This is a genomic window from Elstera sp. (assembly GCF_044372965.1).
GTDB lineage: Bacteria > Pseudomonadota > Alphaproteobacteria > Elsterales > Elsteraceae > Elstera.
In genome coordinates, this window is sequence record NZ_JBILQX010000038.1 from 1 (window position 1) to 24126 (window position 24126).

General features: G+C 61.4%; 22 protein-coding genes and 1 tRNA gene. 8 read left to right on the top strand and 15 right to left on the bottom strand.

Annotation, left to right across the window (positions count from 1 at the left end; genetic code table 11):
* Window positions 1–16 precede the first annotated feature (16 nt).
* The 4 genes from ACIQ36_RS07210 (at window position 17) to ACIQ36_RS07225 (ending at window position 5008) form a co-directional block, all read left to right on the top strand.
* Window positions 17–793: a succinate dehydrogenase iron-sulfur subunit gene (locus ACIQ36_RS07210; RefSeq protein ID WP_045774282.1), complete on the top strand. Its 777-nt coding sequence runs from the start codon at window positions 17–19 to the stop codon at window positions 791–793.
* Window positions 794–1100: 307 nt separating this feature from the next.
* Window positions 1101–1739, top strand: coding sequence for a substrate-binding periplasmic protein (locus ACIQ36_RS07215; protein ID WP_395827518.1), 639 nt, complete (start codon window positions 1101–1103; stop codon window positions 1737–1739).
* A gap of 102 nt (window positions 1740–1841) precedes the next feature.
* A complete protein-coding gene (zapE, locus tag ACIQ36_RS07220) occupies window positions 1842–3017 on the top strand; it encodes a cell division protein ZapE (RefSeq protein ID WP_395827521.1) in 1176 nt (391 codons plus the stop codon).
* A gap of 74 nt (window positions 3018–3091) precedes the next feature.
* Window positions 3092–5008, top strand: a complete 1917-nt coding sequence (locus ACIQ36_RS07225) for a methyl-accepting chemotaxis protein (RefSeq protein WP_395827524.1) — start codon at window positions 3092–3094, stop codon at window positions 5006–5008.
* A 6-nt stretch (window positions 5009–5014) separates the two neighbouring features.
* Here ACIQ36_RS07225 and ACIQ36_RS07230 read toward each other — a convergent pair whose 3' ends face one another.
* Together ACIQ36_RS07230 and ACIQ36_RS07235 are read right to left on the bottom strand one after the other, a co-directional pair.
* Window positions 5015–5572, bottom strand: coding sequence for a demethoxyubiquinone hydroxylase family protein (locus tag ACIQ36_RS07230; protein WP_395827527.1), 558 nt, complete (start codon window positions 5570–5572; stop codon window positions 5015–5017).
* A gap of 16 nt (window positions 5573–5588) precedes the next feature.
* Complete coding sequence (locus tag ACIQ36_RS07235) at window positions 5589–6095, bottom strand: disulfide bond formation protein B (RefSeq protein WP_395827530.1); 507 nt, start codon at window positions 6093–6095, stop codon at window positions 5589–5591.
* Window positions 6096–6237: 142 nt separating this feature from the next.
* Between ACIQ36_RS07235 and ACIQ36_RS07240 the strand changes: the two genes are divergently transcribed.
* Window positions 6238–6322, top strand: a tRNA-Leu gene (locus tag ACIQ36_RS07240).
* Window positions 6323–6395: 73 nt separating this feature from the next.
* On the opposite strand, the gene ACIQ36_RS07245 is transcribed toward ACIQ36_RS07240, so the two are convergent.
* The 9 genes from ACIQ36_RS07245 to ACIQ36_RS07285 all read right to left on the bottom strand — a co-directional run bounded on the left by ACIQ36_RS07245 (window position 6396) and on the right by ACIQ36_RS07285 (window position 15159).
* Window positions 6396–6833, bottom strand: a complete 438-nt coding sequence (locus tag ACIQ36_RS07245) for a cyclic nucleotide-binding domain-containing protein (protein WP_395827533.1) — start codon at window positions 6831–6833, stop codon at window positions 6396–6398.
* A gap of 134 nt (window positions 6834–6967) precedes the next feature.
* Window positions 6968–8131, bottom strand: coding sequence for a glycerophosphodiester phosphodiesterase (locus ACIQ36_RS07250; RefSeq protein WP_395827536.1), 1164 nt, complete (start codon window positions 8129–8131; stop codon window positions 6968–6970).
* Window positions 8132–8261: 130 nt separating this feature from the next.
* A complete protein-coding gene (locus tag ACIQ36_RS07255; RefSeq protein ID WP_395827539.1) occupies window positions 8262–9032 on the bottom strand; it encodes a M10 family metallopeptidase C-terminal domain-containing protein in 771 nt (256 codons plus the stop codon).
* Between the two features lie 136 nt (window positions 9033–9168).
* A complete protein-coding gene (atpC, locus tag ACIQ36_RS07260) occupies window positions 9169–9546 on the bottom strand; it encodes an ATP synthase F1 subunit epsilon (RefSeq protein ID WP_395827542.1) in 378 nt (125 codons plus the stop codon).
* A 77-nt stretch (window positions 9547–9623) separates the two neighbouring features.
* A complete protein-coding gene (gene atpD, locus ACIQ36_RS07265) occupies window positions 9624–11048 on the bottom strand; it encodes a F0F1 ATP synthase subunit beta (RefSeq protein WP_395827545.1) in 1425 nt (474 codons plus the stop codon).
* A 54-nt stretch (window positions 11049–11102) separates the two neighbouring features.
* Window positions 11103–11984: a F0F1 ATP synthase subunit gamma gene (locus ACIQ36_RS07270; protein ID WP_395827548.1), complete on the bottom strand. Its 882-nt coding sequence runs from the start codon at window positions 11982–11984 to the stop codon at window positions 11103–11105.
* Window positions 11985–12017: 33 nt separating this feature from the next.
* Window positions 12018–13547: a F0F1 ATP synthase subunit alpha gene (gene atpA, locus ACIQ36_RS07275; RefSeq protein WP_395827551.1), complete on the bottom strand. Its 1530-nt coding sequence runs from the start codon at window positions 13545–13547 to the stop codon at window positions 12018–12020.
* The gene (locus ACIQ36_RS07280) at window positions 13547–14098 is read right to left on the bottom strand and encodes a F0F1 ATP synthase subunit delta (RefSeq protein ID WP_395827554.1); all 552 of its coding nucleotides are present in this window, start codon (window positions 14096–14098) and stop codon (window positions 13547–13549) included. Before ACIQ36_RS07280 ends, atpA begins: the two co-directional genes overlap by 1 nt.
* A 311-nt stretch (window positions 14099–14409) precedes the next feature.
* Window positions 14410–15159 carry a TetR/AcrR family transcriptional regulator gene (locus ACIQ36_RS07285; RefSeq protein WP_395827557.1) on the bottom strand — a complete coding sequence of 250 codons (750 nt, stop codon included), beginning with the start codon at window positions 15157–15159 and terminating at the stop codon, window positions 14410–14412.
* Window positions 15160–15328: 169 nt separating this feature from the next.
* On the opposite strand from ACIQ36_RS07285, the gene ACIQ36_RS07290 reads away from it, so the two are divergent.
* Genes ACIQ36_RS07290 through ACIQ36_RS07300 form a run of 3 tightly spaced genes read left to right on the top strand, consistent with a single transcriptional unit; the run spans window position 15329 to window position 20292 of the window.
* Window positions 15329–16447, top strand: coding sequence for an efflux RND transporter periplasmic adaptor subunit (locus ACIQ36_RS07290; protein ID WP_395827560.1), 1119 nt, complete (start codon window positions 15329–15331; stop codon window positions 16445–16447).
* 1 nt (window position 16448) lies between these two features.
* Window positions 16449–19601: an efflux RND transporter permease subunit gene (locus ACIQ36_RS07295; protein ID WP_395827563.1), complete on the top strand. Its 3153-nt coding sequence runs from the start codon at window positions 16449–16451 to the stop codon at window positions 19599–19601.
* A gap of 37 nt (window positions 19602–19638) precedes the next feature.
* The gene (locus ACIQ36_RS07300) at window positions 19639–20292 is read left to right on the top strand and encodes a DsbA family oxidoreductase (RefSeq protein WP_395827566.1); all 654 of its coding nucleotides are present in this window, start codon (window positions 19639–19641) and stop codon (window positions 20290–20292) included.
* A gap of 2 nt (window positions 20293–20294) precedes the next feature.
* On the opposite strand, the gene ACIQ36_RS07305 is transcribed toward ACIQ36_RS07300, so the two are convergent.
* From ACIQ36_RS07305 to ACIQ36_RS07320, 4 genes are all read right to left on the bottom strand, one after another.
* Complete coding sequence (locus ACIQ36_RS07305; protein WP_395827570.1) at window positions 20295–21260, bottom strand: patatin-like phospholipase family protein; 966 nt, start codon at window positions 21258–21260, stop codon at window positions 20295–20297.
* A complete protein-coding gene (locus tag ACIQ36_RS07310; RefSeq protein WP_395827573.1) occupies window positions 21260–22732 on the bottom strand; it encodes a hypothetical protein in 1473 nt (490 codons plus the stop codon). The genes ACIQ36_RS07305 and ACIQ36_RS07310 overlap by 1 nt, the downstream gene beginning before the upstream one ends.
* Before the next feature lie 50 nt (window positions 22733–22782).
* Complete coding sequence (locus ACIQ36_RS07315; protein ID WP_395827576.1) at window positions 22783–23658, bottom strand: hypothetical protein; 876 nt, start codon at window positions 23656–23658, stop codon at window positions 22783–22785.
* A 61-nt stretch (window positions 23659–23719) separates the two neighbouring features.
* Window positions 23720–24126, bottom strand: a 407-nt coding sequence (locus ACIQ36_RS07320) for a tetratricopeptide repeat protein (RefSeq protein ID WP_395827579.1), incomplete at its 5' end; no start/stop codon positions are given.

Here is a 24126-nt window from a genome sequence, read left to right on the forward strand (position 1 = left end):
TTAAGGGGATCGTAAAATGGCTAAATTTTCTCTCCCAGCCCATTCGACGATCAACGAAGGTAAAACCTTCCGCGCCGACGGGGCAAAGCGTGTTAAGCGGTTCCGCCTGTACCGGTGGGACCCGGAAACCGGGCAGAACCCGCGTCTCGATACTTACGAGATCGATCTCGATAAGTGCGGGCCGATGGTTCTCGACGCGCTGATCAAGATCAAAAACGAAATCGACTCGACGGTCACGTTCCGCCGCTCGTGCCGCGAAGGGATTTGCGGTTCCTGCGCCATGAACATCGACGGCACCAACACGCTCGCGTGCTTGAAGCCGATTGATGACGTGAAAGACGATGTGAAGATCTACCCGCTGCCGCATATGCCGGTGGTGAAGGATCTCGTGCCCGACCTGTCGGTGCCTTACGCCCAATATGCGTCGATTGAGCCTTGGTTGAAGTCCGAAACCGTGCCGCCGCCCGATAAGGAACGCACGCAGTCGGTGGAAGAGCGCGCCAAGATCGATGGCCTGTGGGAATGCATTCTGTGCTTCTGCTGCTCCACCTCCTGCCCGAGCTATTGGTGGAACGGCGACCGCTACTTAGGCCCGGCGATTCTGCTGCAAGCCTATCGCTGGTTGGCCGATAGCCGCGACGAGCATCAGGGCGAGCGGCTCGATAATCTCGAAGATCCGTTCCGCCTGTATCGCTGCCACACGATCATGAATTGCACCAAGACGTGCCCTAAAGGGTTGAACCCCGCGAAGGCCATCGGTGAAATTAAGAAAATGATTGTCGCGCGCAACTAAACGGCCTTATTAATCGTCAGTATTTCGAAGAGCCCCGATCGCTACCGGTCGGGGCTTTTTGATGACCTTCTATACTATCAGAATCATTCACGACCATTTTCTCACCACAGCAGGCCGATCAAATCACGACATTAAGAAAATCGTAAGGAAGAAAGTTTAGCTTTATATCATGATCGGCTCCATTAGACCCTTTTTCGAAGGAATGCGTAAAGCCCGATACATAAAAGCGGGTTTTGTCGGGTTTTTTCTGCTTATTTTAACTATAAACTTTCCTGCTAGCGCCGCTCCGCCGCAAAAATTCCTCGTGATGGAAAGCTATCCTTGGGCTTTTTACGAGAACGGACAGTTTAAAGGCGCTTCGGTCGAGTGGCTCGAAGCGCTGGCCGCGACCCATAATCTTGCGCTGACGCCGGTCGTCACCTCGTTTCAGCGCGGGCTCGATCAGATGAAACGCGGCAATATCGACTTCATGATCGCCCCGGATTCGCCCCGCTTCCGCGCGTTGGGTAAATTCGCCTTTCCGGTTCTCTCAATGCCGATGGTGCTGGCAGCCCGCCCAGGGCTTTCTTTAGTGCAGACGGAGAGGCTGATGAACCTCAACTCGCTCGGCATTATCTCAGGCCTGCACATCGATGAAATCGACGTGCCCGCCATCCCTTTGCCGCCGGTCGAGGATATCCAAGCCGATAGCGCCCTGCGACGTATGGCCGCAGGACGGCTTGATGCCCTGATCATCAGCAAGTTCGGGCTGATGGCGGAGGCTATGCGCCAGGACATTCCTATCCAGCGTTGGCCGCAACGGCCCTTTGGTGCCGTGCATCTTGCGCTCTTCCTCGGCCCACAAACGCCCGACAATCCGCAAACCGCCGCCGTGGTGCGCGCGGTGCGCGAAGCGCGGGAAGCCCGCTCATACCTGCCTTATCTTGCCCGCTACCTAAGCCCCTGACCGCAGTGCAGCGCTGACGCGCGCAGCGGCAGGCTTCCCCCCAGCGGGGAGGAACGCTAAAAGCAAGAACCGCTTGTTCCCTTGCGATCAGACTGACCCGCTATGCCCTTCAGCACCCCCATCGACGACGATCCCGACAGCCTTAGTACGGCCTCGCCCGTGAAGCGGTATCGCGCTGCGGTGAAAGCGGGGCGCATGCAGGAAGATCCGCTGCAAATCGGCATTCTGACCCGGCTTGAAAGCCTACAGGCGGAGCTTGCAGGCTATGTGCCGGTAGGGGCCGAGCCACCGCGTTGGCTGGGTTGGCTGAAGCGGGACCGCCGCCCCGTGCGCCCGAAGGGGCTCTACATTCACGGCTCAGTCGGGCGCGGCAAATCGATGGTGATGGACTTGTTTTTCGCGTCCGCCCCCGTACAGAAGAAACGGCGCGTCCATTTTCACGCTTTCATGGCCGAAATTCATAGTCGGCTGCATATTCTGCGCCGGGAACATAAGGAGGGTTTGGCCGACCCCCTGGCTAAAGTGGCGGACGAAGTGGCGGCACAAGCCTGGCTGCTGTGTTTTGACGAGTTTGTCGTGAATGATATCGCCGACGCCATGATTCTCGGGCGGCTGTTTCAAGCGCTGTTCGACCGGGGCTTGGTGATGGTCGCCACCTCAAATTTCCCGCCGTCCATGCTCTATAAGGACGGGCTGCACCGGGACCGGTTCGAACCCTTCATTGCGCTTTTGGAACAAACCGTCGATACGCTAACCCTGGATGGCCCGCGCGACTACCGCCGCCTGCGCCGCCTGGGCGAGCCTGTCTATTTCGCGCCCTTGGGGCCGGAGGCGACTAAGGCCCTCGATGAGGCCTTTCTTGATCTCACCGACGAAAAACGCGGCCAACCCGATAGTGTTACCGTGCATGGGCGTCACGTTTCGGTGCCCCAGGCCGCGCGCGGCGTGGCCCGCTTCAACTTCGATGACCTTTGCGCAAAACCCTTAGGCGCGTCGGATTATCTCGCCATCGCCCAGCGCTATCACACGCTTCTGCTCGATACGGTACCGCTGCTGTCGCCGGATAATCACAACGAAGCAAGGCGCTTCATTACGCTTATTGATGCGCTCTATGAGGCCAAAACCAAGCTGATTATGGCCGCCGAAGCCTTCCCCGATCAGCTTTACCCGGAAGGGCGCGGCGCGTTCGAGTTTCAGCGTACCGCCAGCCGCTTAATGGAAATGCAAAGCGAAGAATATCGGCTGCTCCCCCCGACCGCGACGGCGAACGCCGCCTAAAAATACATGCGGTTGTAGTCGCTCCCCTCTGCTAAGCTCCAGCGAACGCGGGATTTTGCGAGTAGGGAAAGACGATGACGCTTCGGTCACGGGTTATTCTGTTTGTGACGGTCATCACCCTCACCTTGGCGCTGGGCATGACCGGCACCCAATGGTGGCGGCAGCAGATCAGCGAAGATCGCTTCGCCACGGCCACCATTCGCGGCCAGGAAGTGCTGTGGCAGAAGATCGTCGAAACGATCCACCTGAACCTTGAAGCCCAAGCCCGCCGCCTGGAAACCGTGCCCGGCCTACTCCCGGCGCTCGCCAGCCAAACCCCCGCCGCCCTTCGCCAAGCACTCGACGGGTCGGACGCGCTGAAAGGCGCGGATTATGTCGATATCCTAAGTCCAAAAGGCGAAAGCCTGTTTACCACCCAGAGCGGCATGACGCCGCCGCCCCTGCTCGATCAGGGGGCCATCCAAGCCGCCATTGCCGAGACGGGGCCGGTGCGCCGCTTACAGCAGGACGCGGCGCGCAAATTCGTGATCGTTAGCGCGTTCGCTTTGCGCCAAAACGGGCAAGTCTTGGGGATTCTGACCGTGGGCCGCGACAGCCGCGCTGCGCTAACGGAACTGAAAACCAGCCTGGGCGGCGACGTTGCTCTGCTCAACCTGCGCGGTCGGCTCGTTGACGCAACCGACGCCCCGCTCTGGCAGAGCCTAAACAGCGTGCCACGCCTGCGCGAAGCTTCGTTGGGGGAAGTCAAGGCGGGGGCGAAAACCTATCAGATCACCGCGATGCCCCTGCGCGATACCGTGGGGCGGCCGCTTGCGAGCCTCGTCGGCGTGATGGACATTTCCGCCGCCATCGCCCGGCGCGAAACAGTGGATTTCGTTGCCGGGGCCGGAACCTTGGGGTTCTTGGCGCTGACTGTCCTCGTGCTCTCCTTCTACCTCGCGCGCTCCTTCAGCCCGCTGCGCAATGCCATTCAAGCGCTGGATGCCTTGAGCCGGGGCGATACTAATGTCGATCTCGACGCCAGCACCGCGCGCGACGAAATCGGGGCGATGGCGGGGGCCGTGGATCGGTTCCGCGATACCACCATCGTCGCCCAGCGATTGGCCGAAGAGCGGGAGCTTGCCACCCGCCGACGCGAACGCCGCCACGAGCGTACCGAAACCGGCATTCGCAAGTTCAATAAACGCTTCTTTGCCAGCATCGGCGAACTGACCGATGCCGCCGAACAGATGACGACGGCGGCAACGAAGCTCTCCACCCTCTCCAATAACGCTTCGGAACAAAGCGTTCAGGTGGCGGGCGCGGCCCATCAGGCCACGGCGAATGTGAGCGTGGTGGCGCAGTCGGCGGATGATCTGTTCCGCTCGATCCGCGATATTGCCGATAAGGTTGCCCATTCCACCGCCATCGCCCACCGCGCCATGCGGGAGGCCGAAGAAACCACGGTTAAGGTGCAGGGGCTTTCGGTCAGCGCCGGGCGGATTACCGAAGTCGTCGATATGATCAACGCGATTGCCCGGCAAACCCGTATGCTGGCACTCAATGCGCGCGTGGAAGCCGAACGGGCGGGGGTTGCCGGGCGCAGCTTTGCCGTGGTGGCGCGTGAAGTGAAGGTGCTCGCCGACGAAACCGCCGGAATGACCGAGACAATCGCCCAGCATATCAATTCGATCCAATCGGCCACCGGCGAGACGACCGGCGCAATCACCCGTATTTCCGGCACCATCAACGCCCTGAACGATATTGCCGACGAAATCGCCGTGGCGATTCAGCGCCAGGGCGAAACCACCGGCGAAATCGCCCATAGCGCCACCGAGGCGTCCGAGGGCGTCGGCGAAGTGTCCGAAAAAATCGTTCAGGTCTCGGCGGCGTCGATGGAAACCGATATGGAGGCCATGTCGCTGAACGATGTGGCGTCCTCGGTGAAAACCCAGATCGAAACCATGTCGCACGAAACGCAGAAGTTCTTCAAAACCCTGCGCTTGGCGTAAGGGCGCTTAAACCCGCTGCGCCAGCCAGATGGCAAGGCGGGAGCCGGTTTTGATGGCGGCTTCCAGCACCGGAAAGGCAACCGCCTCGCGCCCGCCTTCGGCAACGGCGGTGTCGCGGTGCTCCAACTCTTCGGCGCGGAACTGATCGATCTTTTGCTTTAAGGGCGCTTCCGCCGCGCCCAGGCGCTCGGACTGCTCGGCATAATGCTGATCGATGACCTCTTCCACCGCAATCGTGCAGGCCATCGCCGCCTTATCGCCCATCAGCGCCGTGGCCGCGCCCAGGGCGAAACCCGCCACATGCCAGATCGGAAACAGCGCGGTCGGGCGAATGCGCCGCTGCACAAGTTCCGCTTCAAAAGCTTCCAAATGCACGCGCTCTTGCTCGGCCATATGCTCGATTTTTGCGCGCAAGGGGCTGGTCGGGCGCAAGAAAGCAAGCTGCCCTTCGTAGATGCGCTTGGCCCCATATTCGCCCGCGTGGTTGACGCGGACCATGCGGCGAACCGCTTCGTCCGGGCTCAGATCGCCGGGCAGCGGCAGGGTCGAGGCAGGGGCCGTCATCGCAGGAACGCTCCTCTTAGGCTTTGCTCTGGGCCGTGCGGATTAGGACGATAATCCCCATCAACCCGGAAAAAATGAAATTGTACCCGGCCATCGACAGGCCAAGGAAGGACCAAGGCACCTCGTCGCAACGCACCACCGGCGTTGCCAGCAGCGCCGCGCGCAATTGATCGACCGATTGGCCCGCGCCGAGGGTCGACCCACAACTGGCCGTGCCTTCCCACCAGTGCCACTCCACGCCCATGTGGAACGCGCCGATCCCCGCCGTGATCAGCAGCGCGACCCCGGCGAGATACGTCAGCGCGCGTGCTGAGCGCGTGAGCCCATTGCGCACTAACATAATCGCCAGCAGCCCTAATCCAAGGGCAATAGCATGGGGCCAACGCTGATAGACGCAGAGGATACAGGGCTGCAATCCGCCCCAAAATTGCGAAGCCAGCGCCAACGCAAGGGCAGCGCCACTGTAGAGCGGAGGCAACACCACTAAAGGCATCAGCCGGGAGCGGGAGCGATAAGAAGCCATGCAGCAGGTATACGCCTGTGGGCGTGCCATGCAAGCACGGCAAATGGGCTCTGATCCGCAAAAAAGGGAATTGCGCGAAGCCGAGAGCGGCGCTAGGGTGCGCTCGCTTTCGATTTCGACCTTGGAACGGATCGAAGGCTGTGCGGGCGTGGTGAAACTGGTAGACGCGCTGGACTCAAAATCCAGTTCCGAGAGGAGTGTCGGTTCGATTCCGACCGCCCGCACCAAATTTTTACGAAATAGAATCGGAAGAGTGCGCCCCTGCCTTACAAATGATAGGCAGTTAGGGCGGTTTTCCCTCTAAGCCGCCATGAAATGCGTAATGACGCGCTGGGTTTCGGTAGCCACTTGGCTGCGCTGATTGGAGCCGCGCAGGCGGGCTGCGAGCACTTTGGCGACCGCGCGATGAAAGCGAAATGCAAAACCGTCGCCCGATTCGAGCCGCGCCAGCAGCGGCGCGCGCTGGATCCGCATAACTTGCGCGGGTGCCGTCAGCATCACGGTTGCCGACGCCGGTAGACCATCGATCAACGAGATTTCCCCGGCCATGTCGCCCGGCCCAAGGTGCGCTAGAACCGCACTTGCCCCGATAACCGCCGCACGGCCCGACAGCAGAACGAACAGATCCGACGGTTGCACGCCGTCGCCAATCAAAACCGTCCCCGGTTGATAGTCCGCACGGTCGCCAATCGTCCGCAGCCACGCAAGGTCTTCATCCAACAGGTCGTTCAGCAGCATTGGGCTTATCCGTTTCGTCTTGTCTGCGACATTTTGTAGCCATTAAACCTTAAAGAAGCCTGAACAAACTGTCATAAACAAACGGGCATCGGTAAGACCAATGCCCGCTGTAATCATTTGATTTGTCTTAGAGGTTACGGACGCGCTTTAACCGCCGCTTCCGGGAAGTCGCTGAACAGGCCATCAATACCAAGGCCGAAGAACAGCTTATATTCCGCCGCCGGATCGCCCTTGAAGTCCGACGCCAAACGCTTCGGCTCAGAGCGGAAGGTCCAGGTGTGGATCGCAAGGCCCGCCTCATGGGCGGCTTTGACGAGGCCGGTTTCCGGCAACAGAACGCGATCTTGCTCGTCGATCTTACCGTCTTTGTTCAGATCGTCGGGCTTGCCGTCGTTATCGGCGTCGATCTGCTTACCCGGCACGATATAGGGCTTCCAGGGACCAACGCCATCGGCATAGGTCTTGATTTCCTTCAGGCCCGCCGGGGTCAGCAGGTCCTTAAAGGTGCGCTTGTCACCGAGAACGGCAAAATCATAGGGCTTATCGTAGGGGGCCGCGAGAACGATATTGCCGTCTTTATCAACATCATCGGAATCAACGAGCTGCACGAGGCGCAGGTTGGTTTTGGTGCGCAGATACTTGAGGTTCGACACTTCGAAGCTCTGGATGAAGACCGGATCGGTTTTCTTCGTCCAACCGGCTTTCTTAAGCTGGGCAATCAGGCGATCTTCCAGCGGCAGGCCAATGGCGTGATGGAAGGTCGGGTGCTTGGTTTCGGGATAAATGCCGATCACCCGCCCGCGCTTGGCGCTTTCTTTCTTGGCAAGATCGATCACTTCCTGGAAGGTCGGGATCTGGAACTTGCCATTATAGGATTGGTCGCGGTCGGCAAAGGCTTGCTTGGCGCGCAGGGTCTTTAGCTCGGCGAGGGTGAAATCGGCAACCCACCAATCGTCGGTCGCAACGCCATCGAGGTTGCGTACGCGCTTGCGGCTGGCGAATTCCGGACGGTCGGCCACATCGGTCGTGCCCGAGATGATCGGCTCGTGGCGGGCAACCAGAATACCGTCCTTGGTCGCAACCAGATCGGGCTCGATGAAATCGGCACCGACTTCAATCGCCTTCGTGTAGGCGGCAATCGTATGCTCCGGGAACGTCCCCGACGCGCCGCGATGGCCGATCACGAGCGGCTTCTTGCCGTCCAGCGTTTTATATTGCGCCAGCGCGCCGGTCGAAACCGTCAGCGCCGTGCCGAGAACCAAGGTCGCCGTCAGCGCCCGCGAAACCAAACCCATCATCTTGAGCCCTCCAAGAAGATCACTCCGAGGGCGGTACAATCCCGATAAGGTGCGACAGATACATGATACTGGCGTGACGCTTTTATGGGGATGGGCTCAGCATGGCTTCATCGAGCTAAAGGCGGGGTTGCTATGCCGAGGGGGACGCCAAACCTAAATCTTCGGCAACCAGCTCGGTCGTCCCGATCAGATCGACCCGAAAATCCGCAATTGCGTCGCCGTCAAGATCGACCAGAACCTGAGTCTGATAGCCTTCGAACTGATATCGAACATTCCCAGCGACGCCGCTGAAGCCATTTGCCCCGGCGAAGCTTAGCCCCGCACCGGGCGTGTCGAGGGCCGCGATAAGGCCATTCAGATCGAGACGATCGCCCTCGTCCCGGTTGAAATCTAGAACAACAACCGAAGCCGCCTTTGCTGCCGCGCTCCACAAAATGGGGGCATCACCAACGAGAATTTGATCCGCCCCGGTTCCACCCACGACCGTCGTGCTTGCTGCCGCTACGGTAATGACATCATCGCCCGCCCCGGCATCGATCAGATTCTTCGTGCCGCGCACTTCAATCTGATTGGCCGCATCGCTCCCGATGACCCAAGCGCTGCCCGAATCCGTCACAAGCCCATGCGCTTCCCTATCGGAGAGCTGGAACACCGTTAGGCCTTCAACGATTGAGCCCGTCGCCGCATCCGTCCGGGCTTCGGCGCGAATGAGGGCCGAAGGATCCTCGGTATTAAAAAGACCCGTTAGGCTGAAGGTTTCAGTTTGCGGCACCAGCGCCGCGCCACCGGGGGCATCGCCCACCAGCATGGCAGAAAACCCCGTCCGGTTCACCGCAAGCAGGCCATCGGCATCAATCGTTAGCGTCAAACCCTGCGCGCGCGCAGCACAAACGAAGCACATGGGGACCTGCCTTCAATGAGTACAATTTTAAGTATTATGCCGCGTCGGATGGGCGGCTGCAACCAATTGACGGGCGGTAAAACGAAAAAGGCCCACCCGAAGGGTGAGCCTTGCCGAATCAACGCTCCTGTTGCGGTTACGCGGTGCGGTGCGTTGCCGCTACCCGCGCCCGTGCGAGCTTCAGGGCCGCCTGGTCGGTGCCCGCTTCCGCCTCGCGCAGGGCCGAGGCTGCCGCTACCGCATCGATACTCTTCACCGACACCGCATCTTCCGCCAGCACGACGCAGCGCTCCGCCGTCACCTCGGCAAAACCGCCCGCAACGAAAATCCGGTCGATGATCTGACCGCCGTCATGCACGGCCACAACACCGGGATCAAGCGTCGCCAAGATCGGCGCATGGCCGACCAAAACGCCAAACTCGCCCTCGGAGCCGGGCATGACCACCATATCGACCGGCTTGGAGAGGACGAGACGCTCCGGCGAGACGAGTTCGAAGGTGATTTTACCGGCCATGCTGCGCATTCCTTAAGTCTTGGTCGTCAAAATGGGGAGGGACCTTGCGGCCTCTCCCCTCTTTTAGGCGCGAAGGGTTAGGCCGCTTCTGCTGCCAGACGCTTGGCCTTTTCCACCGCATCTTCGATGGTGCCGACCATGTAGAAGGCGGCTTCCGGCAGATCGTCATATTGCCCGGCGACGATGCCCTTGAAGGCGCGGATCGTGTCTTCGAGCTTCACGAACACGCCAGGCGTGCCGGTGAAGACTTCGGCGACATGGAACGGCTGCGACAGGAAGCGCTGGATCTTACGGGCACGGGCCACGATCAGCTTATCTTCTTCGGACAATTCGTCCATCCCGAGGATGGCGATAATGTCTTGCAGCGACTTGTAGCTTTGCAGAACGCGCTGCACGTCGCGGGCGACCTGATAATGCTCTTCACCAACGATACGCGGATCCAGCGCACGGCTGGTCGAATCGAGCGGATCGACGGCCGGGAAGATCGCCATTTCGGCGATCTGACGCGACAACACGGTCGTTGCATCCAAATGCGAGAAGGAGGTGGCCGGGGCCGGATCGGTCAAATCGTCGGCGGGCACGTAAATGGCCTGCACCGAGGTGATCGAACCCTTCTTGGTCGACGTGATGCGCTCTTGCAACTGGCCCATGTCGGTCGACAGGGTCGGCTGATAACCCACCGCCGAAGGGATACGGCCCAGAAGTGCCGACACTTCCGCACCCGCCTGGGTGAAGCGGAAGATGTTATCGACGAAGAACAGCACGTCCTGGCCTTCTTCATCGCGGAAATATTCGGCCAAGGTCAGACCCGACAGCGCCACGCGCGCACGCGCCCCCGGCGGCTCGTTCATCTGACCGTAAACGAGGGCCACTTTGGAGCCCGGACCATCGGTCTTGATAATCCCGGAGTCGATCATTTCGTGATAGAGATCGTTCCCTTCACGCGACCGCTCACCGACGCCGGCGAACACGGAATAACCCCCGTGGCCCTTCGCTACGTTGTTGATGAGTTCCTGAATGGTCACGGTCTTGCCCACGCCCGCGCCGCCGAACAGGCCGATCTTACCGCCCTTCAGGTACGGGGCCAGCAGATCGACAACCTTAATGCCGGTAACGAGGATTTGGGCTTCCGTCGCCTGATCGATATAGGCCGGGGCCGAACGATGGATACCCGCCGTGCGGGTGGCACCGACCGGGCCGCGCTCGTCGATCGGCTCGCCGATGACGTTGAGGATGCGCCCCAGGGTTTCCGGGCCGACCGGAACGCGGATGGCGTCGCCGGTATCGACCACTTCCGTGCCGCGCACGAGACCGTCGGTCGTGTCCATGGCGATGGTACGAACAGCGTGTTCGCCCAAGTGCTGAGCCACTTCCAGCACCAGCACCTTGCCGTTGTTGTCAACGGTCAGCGCGTTCAAAATCGGCGGCAGTTCGCCTTCGAACGTGCAGTCGACAACGGCACCGATGATCTGAGAAACGCGCCCGATATTGTTCTTCGCCATTTTCCGCTCTCCTTCGGAGAAATCCTATCTGCCAGACCGATGAAACGCTTCGCCTTAGACCGCTTCCGCCCCGGAGATGATTTCGATCAGCTCCTTGGTGATTTGCGCTTGGCGCGAACGGTTGTAGGTCAGGGTCAACCGGTTAATCATATCTCCCGCGTTGCGGGTTGCATTGTCCATCGCGGTCATCCGCGCGCCATGTTCGGACGCGCTATTTTCGAGCAGAGCCTTATAGATCTGCACCGAAAGATTACGCGGCAGCAGCGCGGCCAGAATCGCTTCTTCGTCCGGCTCATACTCGTACAGGGCCGAGGCCCCGCCCGACGCGGCCCCGGCTTCGACCGCAGGAAGCGGAACCGGAATAAGCTGCTGACGGGTCACGATCTGCGCGATGGCCGAGCGGAAGCGGGCATAAATGATATGCGCGCTATCGATCTGACCCGCATCGAACAGGCTGATAACCTTCAACGCCACCGCATTGGCATCGGCGAAGCTGAGCTTCTTCTTACCCGCCAGTTCCATCGAATCGATGATGATATCACCGAATTCCTTGCGCAGCCCGTCGCGGCCCTTACGGCCCACGCAATAGAGCTTCACCGTCTTACCCGAGGCCTGGAGGCCCCGGATCATCAGGCGCGCGTCGCGGATGATCGAGGAGTTGAACGCCCCGCACAGCCCGCGATCAGCGGTCGCAACGATCACCAGTTGGACCTTGTCCGACCCGGTGCCCGTGAGCAGCACCGGCGCATCGCTGGAGACGCCCGCGCCGAGGGTGGCGATCATCCGCTCCATGCGTTCGGCATAGGGGCGGGCGGCTTCGGCTTGTTCCTGGGCGCGGCGGAGCTTTGCCGCCGCGACCATTTTCATCGCCGAAGTGATCTTCTGTGTCGACTTGACGCTACGGATGCGTAGCCGCAAGTCCTTCAAACTGGCCATGGCGCTCTCGCTCTCCCGTCAGGCTTCCCCAGGTTACGCGAAGCTCTTGGCGAATTGGTCCAAGAAGGCCGCCAGCTTTTCTTCGGTTTCCTTGGTGACTTCCCGGGTATTGCGGATGGAATCCAGCAGTTCCGGAGCTTTGGCTTTCAGTTCCTCGCGGAACTTCTTTTCAAAGCGCGTCACATCGCCCGTCGCAACCTTATCGAGATAACCGCGCACACCGGCAAAAATCGAAGCGACTTGCTCTTCCACCGGCATCGGTTGGAACTGCGGTTGCTTCAGAAGTTCGGTGAGGCGGGCACCGCGCGCCAGCAGGCGCTGCGTTGCGGGATCGAGATCGGAAGCGAACTGCGCAAAGGCCGCCATTTCGCGGTACTGCGCCAGTTCCATCTTAATCTTACCGGCAACCTGCTTCATCGCCTTGATCTGCGCGGCAGAACCGACGCGGCTGACCGAGAGACCGACGTTAATGGCAGGCCGGATACCCTTATAGAAGAGTTCCGTTTCCAAGAAGATCTGACCATCGGTGATCGAAATCACGTTGGTCGGAATGTACGCCGACACGTCACCCGCTTGGGTTTCGATGACCGGGAGCGCCGTGAGCGAACCGAGGCCAGAGGCTTCGTTCATCTTCGCGGCGCGTTCCAGAAGACGGCTGTGCAGATAGAACACGTCGCCGGGGTAAGCTTCGCGGCCCGGCGGACGGCGCAGCAGCAGCGACATCTGACGATAAGCGACGGCCTGCTTCGACAGATCATCATAAATGATCAGCGCGTGCATGCCGTTATCGCGGAAGAATTCACCCATCGCGCAGCCGACGTAGGGGGCGATGAATTGCAGCGGGGCGGCTTCCGAAGCGGTTGCGGCCACAACGATGGTGTAATCCATCGCGCCGTAATCTTGCAGCGTCTTCACGATCTGCGCCACGGTCGAGCGCTTTTGCCCGATAGCGACATAGATGCAATAGAGCTTCTTCGACTCGTCGGAGCCTTCGTTGATCTTCTTTTGATTGAGGATCGTATCGATAGCAACGGCGGTTTTGCCGGTCTGACGATCGCCGATGATCAACTCGCGCTGACCGCGCCCAATCGGAACCAGCGAATCGATAGCCTTCAGGCCCGTTTGCATCGGCTCATGCACCGACTTACGCGGAATGATACCCGGTGCTTTCACTTCAACGCGGCTGCGCTTCACATCGGTGAGTGGGCCTTTGCCGTCGATCGGATTGCCGAGACCATCGACCACGCGGCCCAGAAGACCCTTGCCGACGGGAACGTCGACGATCGTGCCGGTGCGCTTAACGGTATCGCCTTCCTGAATGCCCCGGTCTTCCCCGAAGAGCACGACGCCGACATTGTCGGTTTCGAGGTTCAGCGCCATACCGCGCGACCCGTTCGGGAACTCAACCAGCTCGCCTGCCTGAACATTGTCGAGGCCGTAGACGCGGGCGATACCGTCCCCGATGGACAGCACCTTACCCACTTCCGCGACTTCGGCGCTCGTCCCGAAATTGGCGATTTGTTCTTTCAGAATGGCCGAAACTTCGGCTGCACGGATATCCATCAACCAACTCCCTTCATGGCGAGCTGCAAGCGCATCAATTTAGTCTTCAGCGAATGATCGATCAGCTTAGAGCCGATCTTGACGATGAGACCGCCGATTAACGACGGCTCGACTTTGACATCGACAAGGATCTTCGACCCATACGTGCCCGAAAGCGACGTTTTGATCTGATCGATCTGCGAATCTGTGAGGGGGACCGCAGCGGTAACTTCCGCCGTCACTTCACCCCGTTTATCGGCCAAGCGAGCCAAGAAGGCCCCGATGATCTGCGGCAAGGCCGACAGGCGGCGGTTATCCGCCACAACGCCGACGAAACGGCGCACCAAATCATTGGCCCCAGCCTTCTCCAAAACGGCAGCAATCGCCTTGGCTTGATCCTCGCGGCTTAAGACCGCGCTAACCGTGAGCAAGCGCAGGTCGGCCGACTCCGTCAGCAGCGCGCGCAAGTCACGCAGATCATTTGCCACGGCGTCGAGCGCGCCTTGCGCGTCCGCCAAATCGTAGAGGGCTACGGCATATCGCCCGGCAACGCCCGTCTGCTCTGTCGCCACCCCGGCTTGTCCTCTCTAATAGGCCCGGCGAGCGCTGGCGGATGCCGCTCTCTAACCGGGATCTGGACAGGATCCTTGCGCCCCCCTTCTCCTGCTTAGCAAGGCTAAGCCGGACCGGGGCGCAAGCCCACGCGCAGACACTGTCTCCGCGCAGGCGGCGCTTCCTTAACACACCGTTTTTACCGATGCAACGCGCCATAACTGAGAAAAGCGACAGGATGGGCCGGAATCGACCGCCGCGCCTGGCCTGTTCCCGGCCCGCCTCGGCCAACCCGCCGCCCTAAGCCTTAGGGAAAGCGGCTTTATTTCGTCTAACGCCCCGTCGCGGCTAAGGGCGGAAGGCTGGGGGGCGAAAGCGCAGGTTGCGTTTGCACCGCAGTCCCATAGGCCCGCAGAAAGCAGCCAACCGCCCGGCTAACGTGCCGTTCAATCGCCTCGGGCGTTTTCGGGTAGGGCAGGCCCATCATGGCGTTCATCTGCGCGTCGCGGATGATCAATTGACAGAAATCCATCGCGGCTTCTTCCGCATCGTCCAGCGTCAGAATGCCGCGCCGCGCCTGCTCCTCCAAATAGCCCGCCACGCGCGCCCGGCCCCGCAGCGGCCCCGCCTCGTAGAAAACCTGGGCGAGTTCGGGAAACTGTAGCGCCTCGGAACTGACCGACCGCATGACGGTAATCGTATCGTCCGCCGTCAAAACCGACATGAACCTGATCCCAAGGTCACTCAGCGCCTCGCCGATGGGGCGGCTATAAATATCCGGGTTCTCGAAGGTCGCCGTCATCATCTCGCAGCGCTGGGTAACAATGGCCCGGAACAGCCCTGCTTTATTGCCGAACATATCATAGAGCGTGGACAAGGAGCCGCCCGACAGGCGCACGACATCGTTCAAACTGGTCGCGCCATAGCCTTTTTCGACAAAGATTTGCGTCGCTGCAGCCATGATAGCATCCCGGCGCGCTTCCCGCCGGCTCGGCTTACCGTGCGCATCGGCGCGCACGGTTTTTCCCCGCGCGAACTCTTTCATCGCCGAAAGCGCCTGGCTGATGCCGCACTCAGTCATCGTCTCTCCTTCACCGCGTCACCGCTCGCGTCAACAATGAGCCTTACGCCGAGGGCTTGACCGGAAATGTAATTCTCATTACACGTAGACGCAAGACCAGAGGGACTCCACAGTTTCACCCCTTGGATATCGTCCCAGCCCACGGTCTCTGTCAAGGAAGGTTACGCCGATGGTGCGTGTTGCGCTCCGCTCTTCCCGTTCCGCTCGCTTGGTAGCGGGTGCTCTGCTCACGCTGCCGCTGCTCGCCGCTTGCTCCGAGCAAAAGAAGGAGCATGCGGAAGAGGTCCGCCCCGTGCGGGTGCAGACCGTGGCGTTTGAGGCCAGTCGGGAAACCTTGAAGCTCGCTGGCACGCTGGCCCCGCGCCTGGAAGCGCCGCTCGCGTTCCAAGTGACCGGCAAACTATCGACCCGCCCGGTCGATGTGGGAACGCGTGTGACCCCCGGCATGCTGATCGGCAAGCTAGAGGCCGAGGATTTCGCCCTGCAACTGCGGCGCGCCCAGGCGCAGGTCGCCTCCTCCGAGGCGGACCTGAAGCGCCTCCAGGCCGATCTGACGCGCTATGAAGCGCTGAAAACCAGTATGGTCTTCACGCAAGCCACCTACGATCAACGGGCGGCGGCGGCCAGTGTGGCGCAACAGACCTTGATCGGCGCGCGCAGCCAGGTGGCGATTGCCGAGCGTCAACTGAACTACACAAGCCTAACCGCCGAAACTGGCGGCATTGTGACCGCCGTGCTGGCCGAACCGGGGCAAGTGGTTGCCGCCGGGCAAGCCATTGTGCGCGTGGCGCGCGATGAAGAGTTGGAAGTCTCGGTGCCGATTCCGGAAAACCGCCTCGCCGATGCTCGCGCGGCCCGCGATCCGCGCGTAACGCTCTGGGCCGAACCAGAGAAGAGCTACCGGGTGCAACTGCGCGAGCTTGCCGCCAGCGCCGACCCGCAAACGCGCACCTATCTTGCCAAATATTCCCTGCTCGACCAACCCCAAACCGCCAAAATGGGCATGACGGCGACGCTGATGCTGGCGAAGGGCGACGGGGTTCCCGTTGCCTCGCTGCCGCTCTCGGCCATCTTCCAGCAGGGCGACAAGCCTGCGGTGTGGGTGGTTGATGCGGGCAAGGGCTCCGTAACCCTGAAGCCCGTGACCGTAGCCGCTTACCATCAAGACGCGGTGCTGCTGGCCAATGGCGTGAAGGACGGCGATTTGGTGGTGACGGCAGGCGTGCATCGCGTCGACCCCGGTATCAAAGTGCGTATCCTCGGCGCGGCTCCCGTGAAAGGCCAGTAAGATGAGCGAAAAGTTCAATCTCTCGGGCTGGGCGCTGCGGCATCAAACCCTGATTCTGTTCTTCATGCTGATCATGGGGATTGCCGGGGCCCTGTCCTACATTGGGCTTGGTCGCCAAGAAGACCCGGATTTCACGATTAAAACGGTCGTGATTCAGGCCTTTTGGCCGGGGGCCACCGCGCGCGAAATGGAGCTGCAAGTCACCGATAAGCTGGAGAAGAAGCTCCAGGAACTGGCCTTCTTCGATAATAGTGTGAGCTATTCGAAACCCGGCGAAACGCTGATTAAGCTGACCTTCGCCGATTATACCCCGCCAAAGGAAGTTCCCAGCCTCTTCTACCAACTCCGCAAAAAGCTGGGCGATATTCAACGCACGCTGCCAACCGGCGTGCAGGGGCCGTTCGTGAACGACGAGTTTGGCGACACGTTTGGAATTATCTATGCTTTTACCGCCGACGGCTTCAGCCAAGCCGAACTCAAGCATTATGTCGAAAACGTCCGCCAGCAGCTTTTGACGATTAAGCTGGTCGGTAAGGTCGAGTTGTACGGCACCCAAGACGAAAAAATCTTTGTGGAATTTTCCCACGCCAAGCTTGCGACCCTTGGCATCAGCCCCAATCAGATTTTCGACGCGCTCCAGCGCCAAGCCGCTATGGCCCCCTCGGCTCTGGTGGAAACGCCTAAGGAGCGGATTTCATTACGAATCGATAATGGTTTTGATACGCTGGACGATGTGCGCAACGTGCCCATCGTCGCCAATGGCCGCGTGCAGGTTTTGGGCGATATCGCCGAGGTTCGTCGGGGTTACGAAGACCCGATGACCTTCCAGATGCGCTTCAACGGCAAACAAGTCATCGGCCTTGGCCTGTCGATGGAGCCGGGCGGAAACATTATCGATATGGGCCGCGAGGTCGATACGATGATGAAACGAATCAAGACCCAGCTTCCCTACGGCATCGAAATCGAGCAAGTCGCCGCCCAACCGAAGGTCGTGGACGCCTCGATTTCAGAGTTCGTGAAATCCTTGGGCGAGGCGCTCGCCATTGTGCTGGCGGTCAGCTTCATCAGCCTTGGTTTCCGCACCGGCATTGTCGTTGCGCTCTCGGTGCCGCTGGTGCTGGCGATCACGTTTCTCATCATGTCGATGATTGGCATCAACCTGCACCGCATTTCGCTGGGCGCGCTGATTATCGCCCTCGGCTTGCTGGTCGATGATGCCATTATCGCCGTTGAAATGATGATGCTGAAGCTGGAAGAAGGCTACGACCGGGTGAAAGCCGCCACCTTCGCCTTTAGCTCTACCGCTTTTCCCATGCTCACCGGAACAATTGTAACGGCGGCGGGCTTCGTTCCGGTCGGTTTCGCCAAATCCGCCGTCGCCGAATATACCAATGCGATTTTCTGGGTTACGGCGATTGCGCTCGGCGTGTCCTGGGTCGTGGCGGTGCTGTTCACCCCCTACTTGGGCTACAAGCTGCTGCCCGAGTTCAAGGATCGCGCCCATGGGGGGCATGATCCCCATGATACGCGCCTGTACCGGGCTTTGCGCGCCGTCGTGACCTTCTGCGTGCGCTGGCGCAAATCGGTGCTGGTCGTAACGCTCGGCATTTTCATTGCCTCGGTGATCGGTTTCGGCAAGGTCGCCCAGCAATTCTTCCCCTCGGCCTCGCGCCCGGAATTGATGGTCGATGTGCGCCTGCCCGGCGGCAGCGCGATTGCCGCGACCCAAGCCACCGTGGAACGGGTAGAAGCGCTGCTGAAGGATGATCCGAACGTGGCCTTCTACGCCTCCTACATCGGGGCGGGCACACCGCGCTTCTATCTGCCGACCAATCCGGAGCTACGCCAATCCAACTTCGGTCAGTTCGTCATCATGACCAAAGGGCTGCACGAGCGCGAAATCGTCTTCGAAAAGCTGGAAAAAGCCTTCGCCGAGGAGTTTCCCGAAGGGTTGCTGCGCGTCGCCCGGCTTGAGAATGGCCCGCCCGTTGGTTTCCCCGTGCAGTTCCGCGTCATCGGGTCCGATCCCGCCCAAATTCGCGAGATCGCCTATCAGGTGCGCGACACAATGCGCGCCAACCCGCACACGGCCAATGTGAACCTGGAGTGGAACGAACTCTCCAAAACGGTGCGGCTGGAAGTCGATCACAAAAAGGCGCGCGCCTTGGGGGTGAACCCGCAGGATCTCTCCACAACGCTTTACACCCTACTGTCGGGGCTGAACGTCACCCAGTTCCGGGAGGGGACCGAGCTTATCAGCGTCGTCGCCCGCGCCATTCCGGCCGAGCGCCTGTCGCTGACCGACCTTGAGGGCATTAACGTTAGCACCAGCAACGGCGGCGCGATCAGCCTCGCTCAAATCGCCACGGTGAAATACGAGTTGGAAGAGCCAGTGCTGTGGCGGCGCAATCTTGAGACGATGATCAATGTTCGCGCCGATATCTGGGACGGCGTTCAGGCCCCAGTCGTCACCGCCCAAATCAATCCGCAGCTCGATCTTATTCGGGCCACCCTGCCCGATGGCTACCGCATCGATGTGGGCGGCGCGGTGGAAGAAAGCGCCAAAGGGCAAAACTCGATCAACGCCATGATGCCCTTGATGATCATGATTATGGTCACGACGCTGATGATTCAGCTTCAATCCTTCCAGCGGCTGATTATCGTACTGCTCACGGCCCCGCTCGGGCTGATTGGGGTCGCGGCGGCGCTGCTGATCACCGGCATGCCCTTTGGCTTCGTGGCTACCTTGGGCACGATTGCGCTGGCCGGGATGATCATGCGGAACTCAGTGATCCTGGTCGACCAGATCGAACAGGATGTGCGCGCGGGCCATGCCCTGTGGGATGCCATCATCGACGCCACCGTGCGGCGCGCCCGCCCCATTGCGCTGACCGCTGCCGCCGCGATTCTAGCGATGGTCCCCCTCTCCTTCAGCGCCTTCTGGGGGCCAATGGCGGTGTCGATCATGGGCGGGCTTACGGTTGCAACCTTGCTGACGCTGCTGTTCCTGCCCGCGCTCTACGCCGCCTGGTTCCGCGCCAAGCCGGTGCAGGCGGAGGAGGAAGACCCAAGCCAGGATATCCGCCGCCGGGCCCTCGCCCAGGTGCCGGCGCTGGCCGCCCCCGGCGTTCCCTCCAATCGCCCCGCCGAGTAGGCTTTTATTCGGCAAGAAAGCGCCGTAAGGGTAAGGCATGAATGGTCTGATTATCGATTTCGTCGCCGATTATGTCTGCCCCTGGTGCTGGATTGGGCGGTATCGGCTGGAGCTGGCGCTCAACCACCTGCGCCAGGAACAGCCGACCCTGCCCGTGCGCATCTCCCAGCGCCCTTTTGAGCTGAACCCCGATATGCCCGCCGAGGGCATGGACCGCGACGCCTATGCCGCGTCCAAATTCGGGTCGGTCGAGGCGGCGCAAGGCCTATGGGCGCGCGTCGCCTCCGTCGCAGCGATGGATGGGTTGGAGATCAAGTTCGACACGATCACCCGCCAGCCGAACACGCTGAACGCCCACCGCTTGGTCGCCTGGGCGGGCACGAAAGGGCGCGGGCTCGCGCTCTCGGCACGGCTCTACCCGGCGTTTTTCCGGGAAGGCGCGGATTTAGGCGATCTCGCTACCCTCGCTCAGCTTGCGGGTGAGGTGGGGTTGCCGATGGAGGAAGCCACGGGTTTTCTCGCCTCGGATATTGGCATTGACGATACCCGCCGCATGCTGGACGCGGCGCAAAACGGCGGGATCGATGGCGTGCCGGTCTATATCTTCAACCGCAAAACCTCGGTCATCGGCGCGCAGCCGCTGGAGCGGTTGCTAGAGGCGATGGGGCAGGCGTTAGAGCCGGAAGCCTAGCCCTACCTACGCCGATAGCGCGGCAGCCACTGATTGAGCGCAAGAAAACGGTCGACCCGCTCGCTCTGGCGCGCAATTTCTGCCTGCGTCATGGCTTCCAGACGGGCCACGGTCTCCGTGCGGGCGTCGTCGAGGGCGGCGTGATGGCCGGTAAGATCGACCTGGAAGCGGAAATGGGTATCGCCCACCATTTCCTGTGCTTGGCTATCGATAATCTCGGACGAGGCGTCGAGAATCACGTCGGTGATCGGGCGCGCCCATCCGGCGAGGCCCCAGTTTTTCGCCTGGGCATAGGGCAGCGGCTGGGTTTGCTGCCCGGTGCCGAGCGAGAGAATGAGATAGCCGCTCGCCCCCGGATACAGGTCCATCGCCGCCGACAGGGCGCAGAGCGTGGGGTTGGCCGCAAAAACGCTGCCGTCGATAAAGGCGCGCGAGGCACCATCCTGGGCCGTGATCAGCGCCGGTTCGAAATAGGTCGGGGCCGCTGTCGTCGCGCGGCACACGTCGGCCAAACTATAATCTTTGCTGGGAAGATCGGCGTCCCAGGAGCGGAAGAGCACCGATTTACGGCGCTCGATATCGTAAGCCGTCAGCAGCAGGGCCGGGCCCGTTACCGCCCGCAACCGATGCGCACCGAAGGTATCGGTCAGCACCCGTTCGAGGAAACGCGCGTCGTATTTCTCATCGGATACGCCGTTCATAGTGCCGAGCGCCCGCCACACGCTGCGCCCGAAGATGCGCGGCCCGGCGCGGCGGTAGATCGCGGCGATATCCGCCGCCGAAACCGGCACCTCCGGTCGCACCAGGGCAGCGGCGATGATCCCGCCGGTGGAGGTTCCCGCCACCAGATCAAACTGCGCCCCGATGGGCGCGCCGAAGCGGGCTTCGAAGGCGGTCAGGAAGGTTGCGGGCAGCACGCCGCGCATCCCGCCGCCGTCAATCGTCAGGATACGTGGATAGCCTCGCATCAGGGGCAGGACGCGCTATGAAGAGGGGCCAGGGTAACGGGCAGCCCCGCCCCGGAATAGCGTAAGCGCGGTAGCAGCAGGACCGTTGCGGGACCCAAGGTTCCCGGCTGCGGAACCAAGCTTGCCGCCTCCATCGTCAGCAGCATGCACGCGCTTTTTCCCGGCGGGGGGATCAGGTCCGGGCGATGCAGCCAAAGGTTTCCGGCCATCCAAGGGTCCGGCACCAGGAAAGGGCCTTGGTGTCCGTCCGTGAGGTGGCGGGCGAAACTTTTGAAATCCGCGTCCGCCCGGCACGTAGCACAGGTCGGCAGGAGCAACCGGTCTTCAATGAGCAGTGTTACCGGCCCAATTAGAGCCACCGCACCAATCATCGTGCCAACGGCCAATCGCCGCCACGCGATCAGGGGAAGCCGGTCGATGGCGATAAAGATTAGGATCGGCACCAGCACCAAGCAGGCGAGCGGCCCGCTGTCGGTAATAATCGGCCCGCGCTCCAAGATGGTTGCCCCGGCCAGCACAATCAGCGTCGCAGCGCAGCTTTGCGCCATTAGCCCCGGCCAGAGATCAACCGCGCGCGTCGGGCGCATCAGCGCAGGGGCCATCAGCAGGGCTGCCCCCATCCAAAAGGCGAGATCCATCGCAGCCCGTTCGGCCAATACCGACCAGCCGTGCAACAGGGCGCGCGGAAACGCTTCGATTACTTCCGGCGGCGGAAACAGCAGCAGCAGCGGCGTGGTACGCAATGCCACCAACTCGAACCCAAGATACGGCACCCCCAGCCCGAACCCCGCCAGCACCCCTAGGGCGAACGGTACACGGTAGCGCTGCCGCTCGACGCGCAAATCGCGGTCGATCCCAATGCACAGCAAAAAGACCAGCGCAAAGAGCAAGCTCCCCCGCCCGGCCGTCAGGCACAGCGCGAGGCTAACGGCAAAAAGCAGCGCATTCGCCCAACCACCGCGCCGAAGCGTGCGCACCGCCGCCCCCACCAGCCCAAGAAGGGCAAAGCAGGCAAAGAGCCCAACCGCACCGCCCGCCGAAAATCCTAGTGACAGGGGGGTGAGCAGCAACAGACTCGCCCCAGCAAACCGGGACGCCGCGCGCGATAGCCATAAGCGTGCCACGGCATAGCCGATCAGCAACACGCCCCAGAGCGTCAGCGCTTCGGGCAGAAGGACCGCAAGGCGCGGCAGTTTCAGCAGCAGTAGGCCATGCCCGAGCCAGAGCGGCAGCGGCGACACGTCCGGCCCGTAAAACCACGCCCAGGCGAGCATCTGCAGTAAGCGCGCGGCTTCGGCTTCGGACAGCGTTGGCACCAACAGCAACCGGGCGAGCAGCATCAGTAGGACGGGAAGGGCGTAGAGAAGAGCGACGCCAAGCCGGGGCCGCCGGTCAAGACGCGCTTGCAGCCGCTCGGTCAACGGAACCGGCATATCATAAAGCGGGGAAACGGGGTCACGCGTCGTGGGCATGCGGCAGTTTAACACGCCTGCCCGACAAAAGGGCAGTCGCCGTGCGCGGGTTATTGATCCAGACTAAGCTGCCCCAGCCCGCGCGAGGGCATGAGGCGGGAAAACAGCGTTGCATCCAACTCGCGGACGGTGAGCAACGCCTGAATGACCCGCGCCCGGCCATTGCGCTCCAACGCCACCAGGGCCGGGCATTCGGTAATCGCCTGCGGGCCTTGCGTGCCGATCAGGGTAATGATCCCCGTCGCGCCCGTCGCCCGGCCTAGAACGGCGAGAATATCCGCCGCGCCCTGAGCTAGGATTTGACCGCCCAAGGTGGCATCGCTCCAGGCCAAAGTTCCCAGCGGCGTGCGCAAGGAAATCACCGGCGGTTGCGGACCCGTGGGGGCCGTCCGCGCGAAAAAAGCCCCGGTCAGCAGCGTGAGTTCCACCGACGCGAGCCGCCGCCGCCCATCAAGGCCCGGCAACAGCACGCGGCGATCCACCCGTACCCGCGCACGGCCACCAAACTCGATGCGGGTTGTGTCGGACAGATGCAAGCTAACCCGCGACAGGGTGGGAATTTCAAGCAGATCGCCCGCCAGCAGTTCTTCGCGGGCTTGCGCAGGGCGGCGGGGTTGGCCGGGGCGCTTCAGCGTGACCGTGCCGGAAGAATGCTCCAGCACCGCCACCATGTCGCCCGACTGGCCGCCGATCGAAAAACTCTCCGCCAAATCCTGGATCATCGCGGCCGAGAGCGACAGTCCGTCACCCAGGTCGAGATCGTCGAAACTGCGGCGTTCCGTGGCGAAATAATTGGGTATTTGCGCGAGTTCGCGCGCGCCCGCGACAAAGACAAGATCGTCCCCAAGCCGAACAGGGTCGGCTGAACCGAGCAAATCTTCCGCTCGGTAGGCATTGTCAGTTCCGTTTTCTACGCCGCCATACATGGCATTCTGCCCGCTTGGTTTGATCCGTCATACCATATTGTTAGCATGTGCGAAACGTTGGTTATGGCCCAAGACGTTCAATTTCCTGTAACAACTGCTTACGGGGCGGGGCATCGTCGGGCAGCAGCGCTAGAAGGCGCCGCCAATGGGCGAGCGCTTGGGGCTTATCGCCCTGTTGCGCTGCATCCAAACCGGCAAACCACAGCGCTTCCGGCTGATTGGCATCGAGCACGAGCACCCGGCGCATCAGATCATAAAACTCCGCCGGGGCCGGTCCCGTCAATGTGGCCGAGGGCGGAAACAGCGCGCGCGCGAGCCCCAACAGCGCTTCAATGGACTTCGGTGCTAGGCGTACAATTTGGCGATGAGCGGCAATTGCAGCCTCTGTTTCCCCCAGAACTTCGCGCGCCCGCGCCAAGCGCTGCCAGCCAGCCAGATCGTCAGGGGATTGGGCCAGCCGCGCGGCCA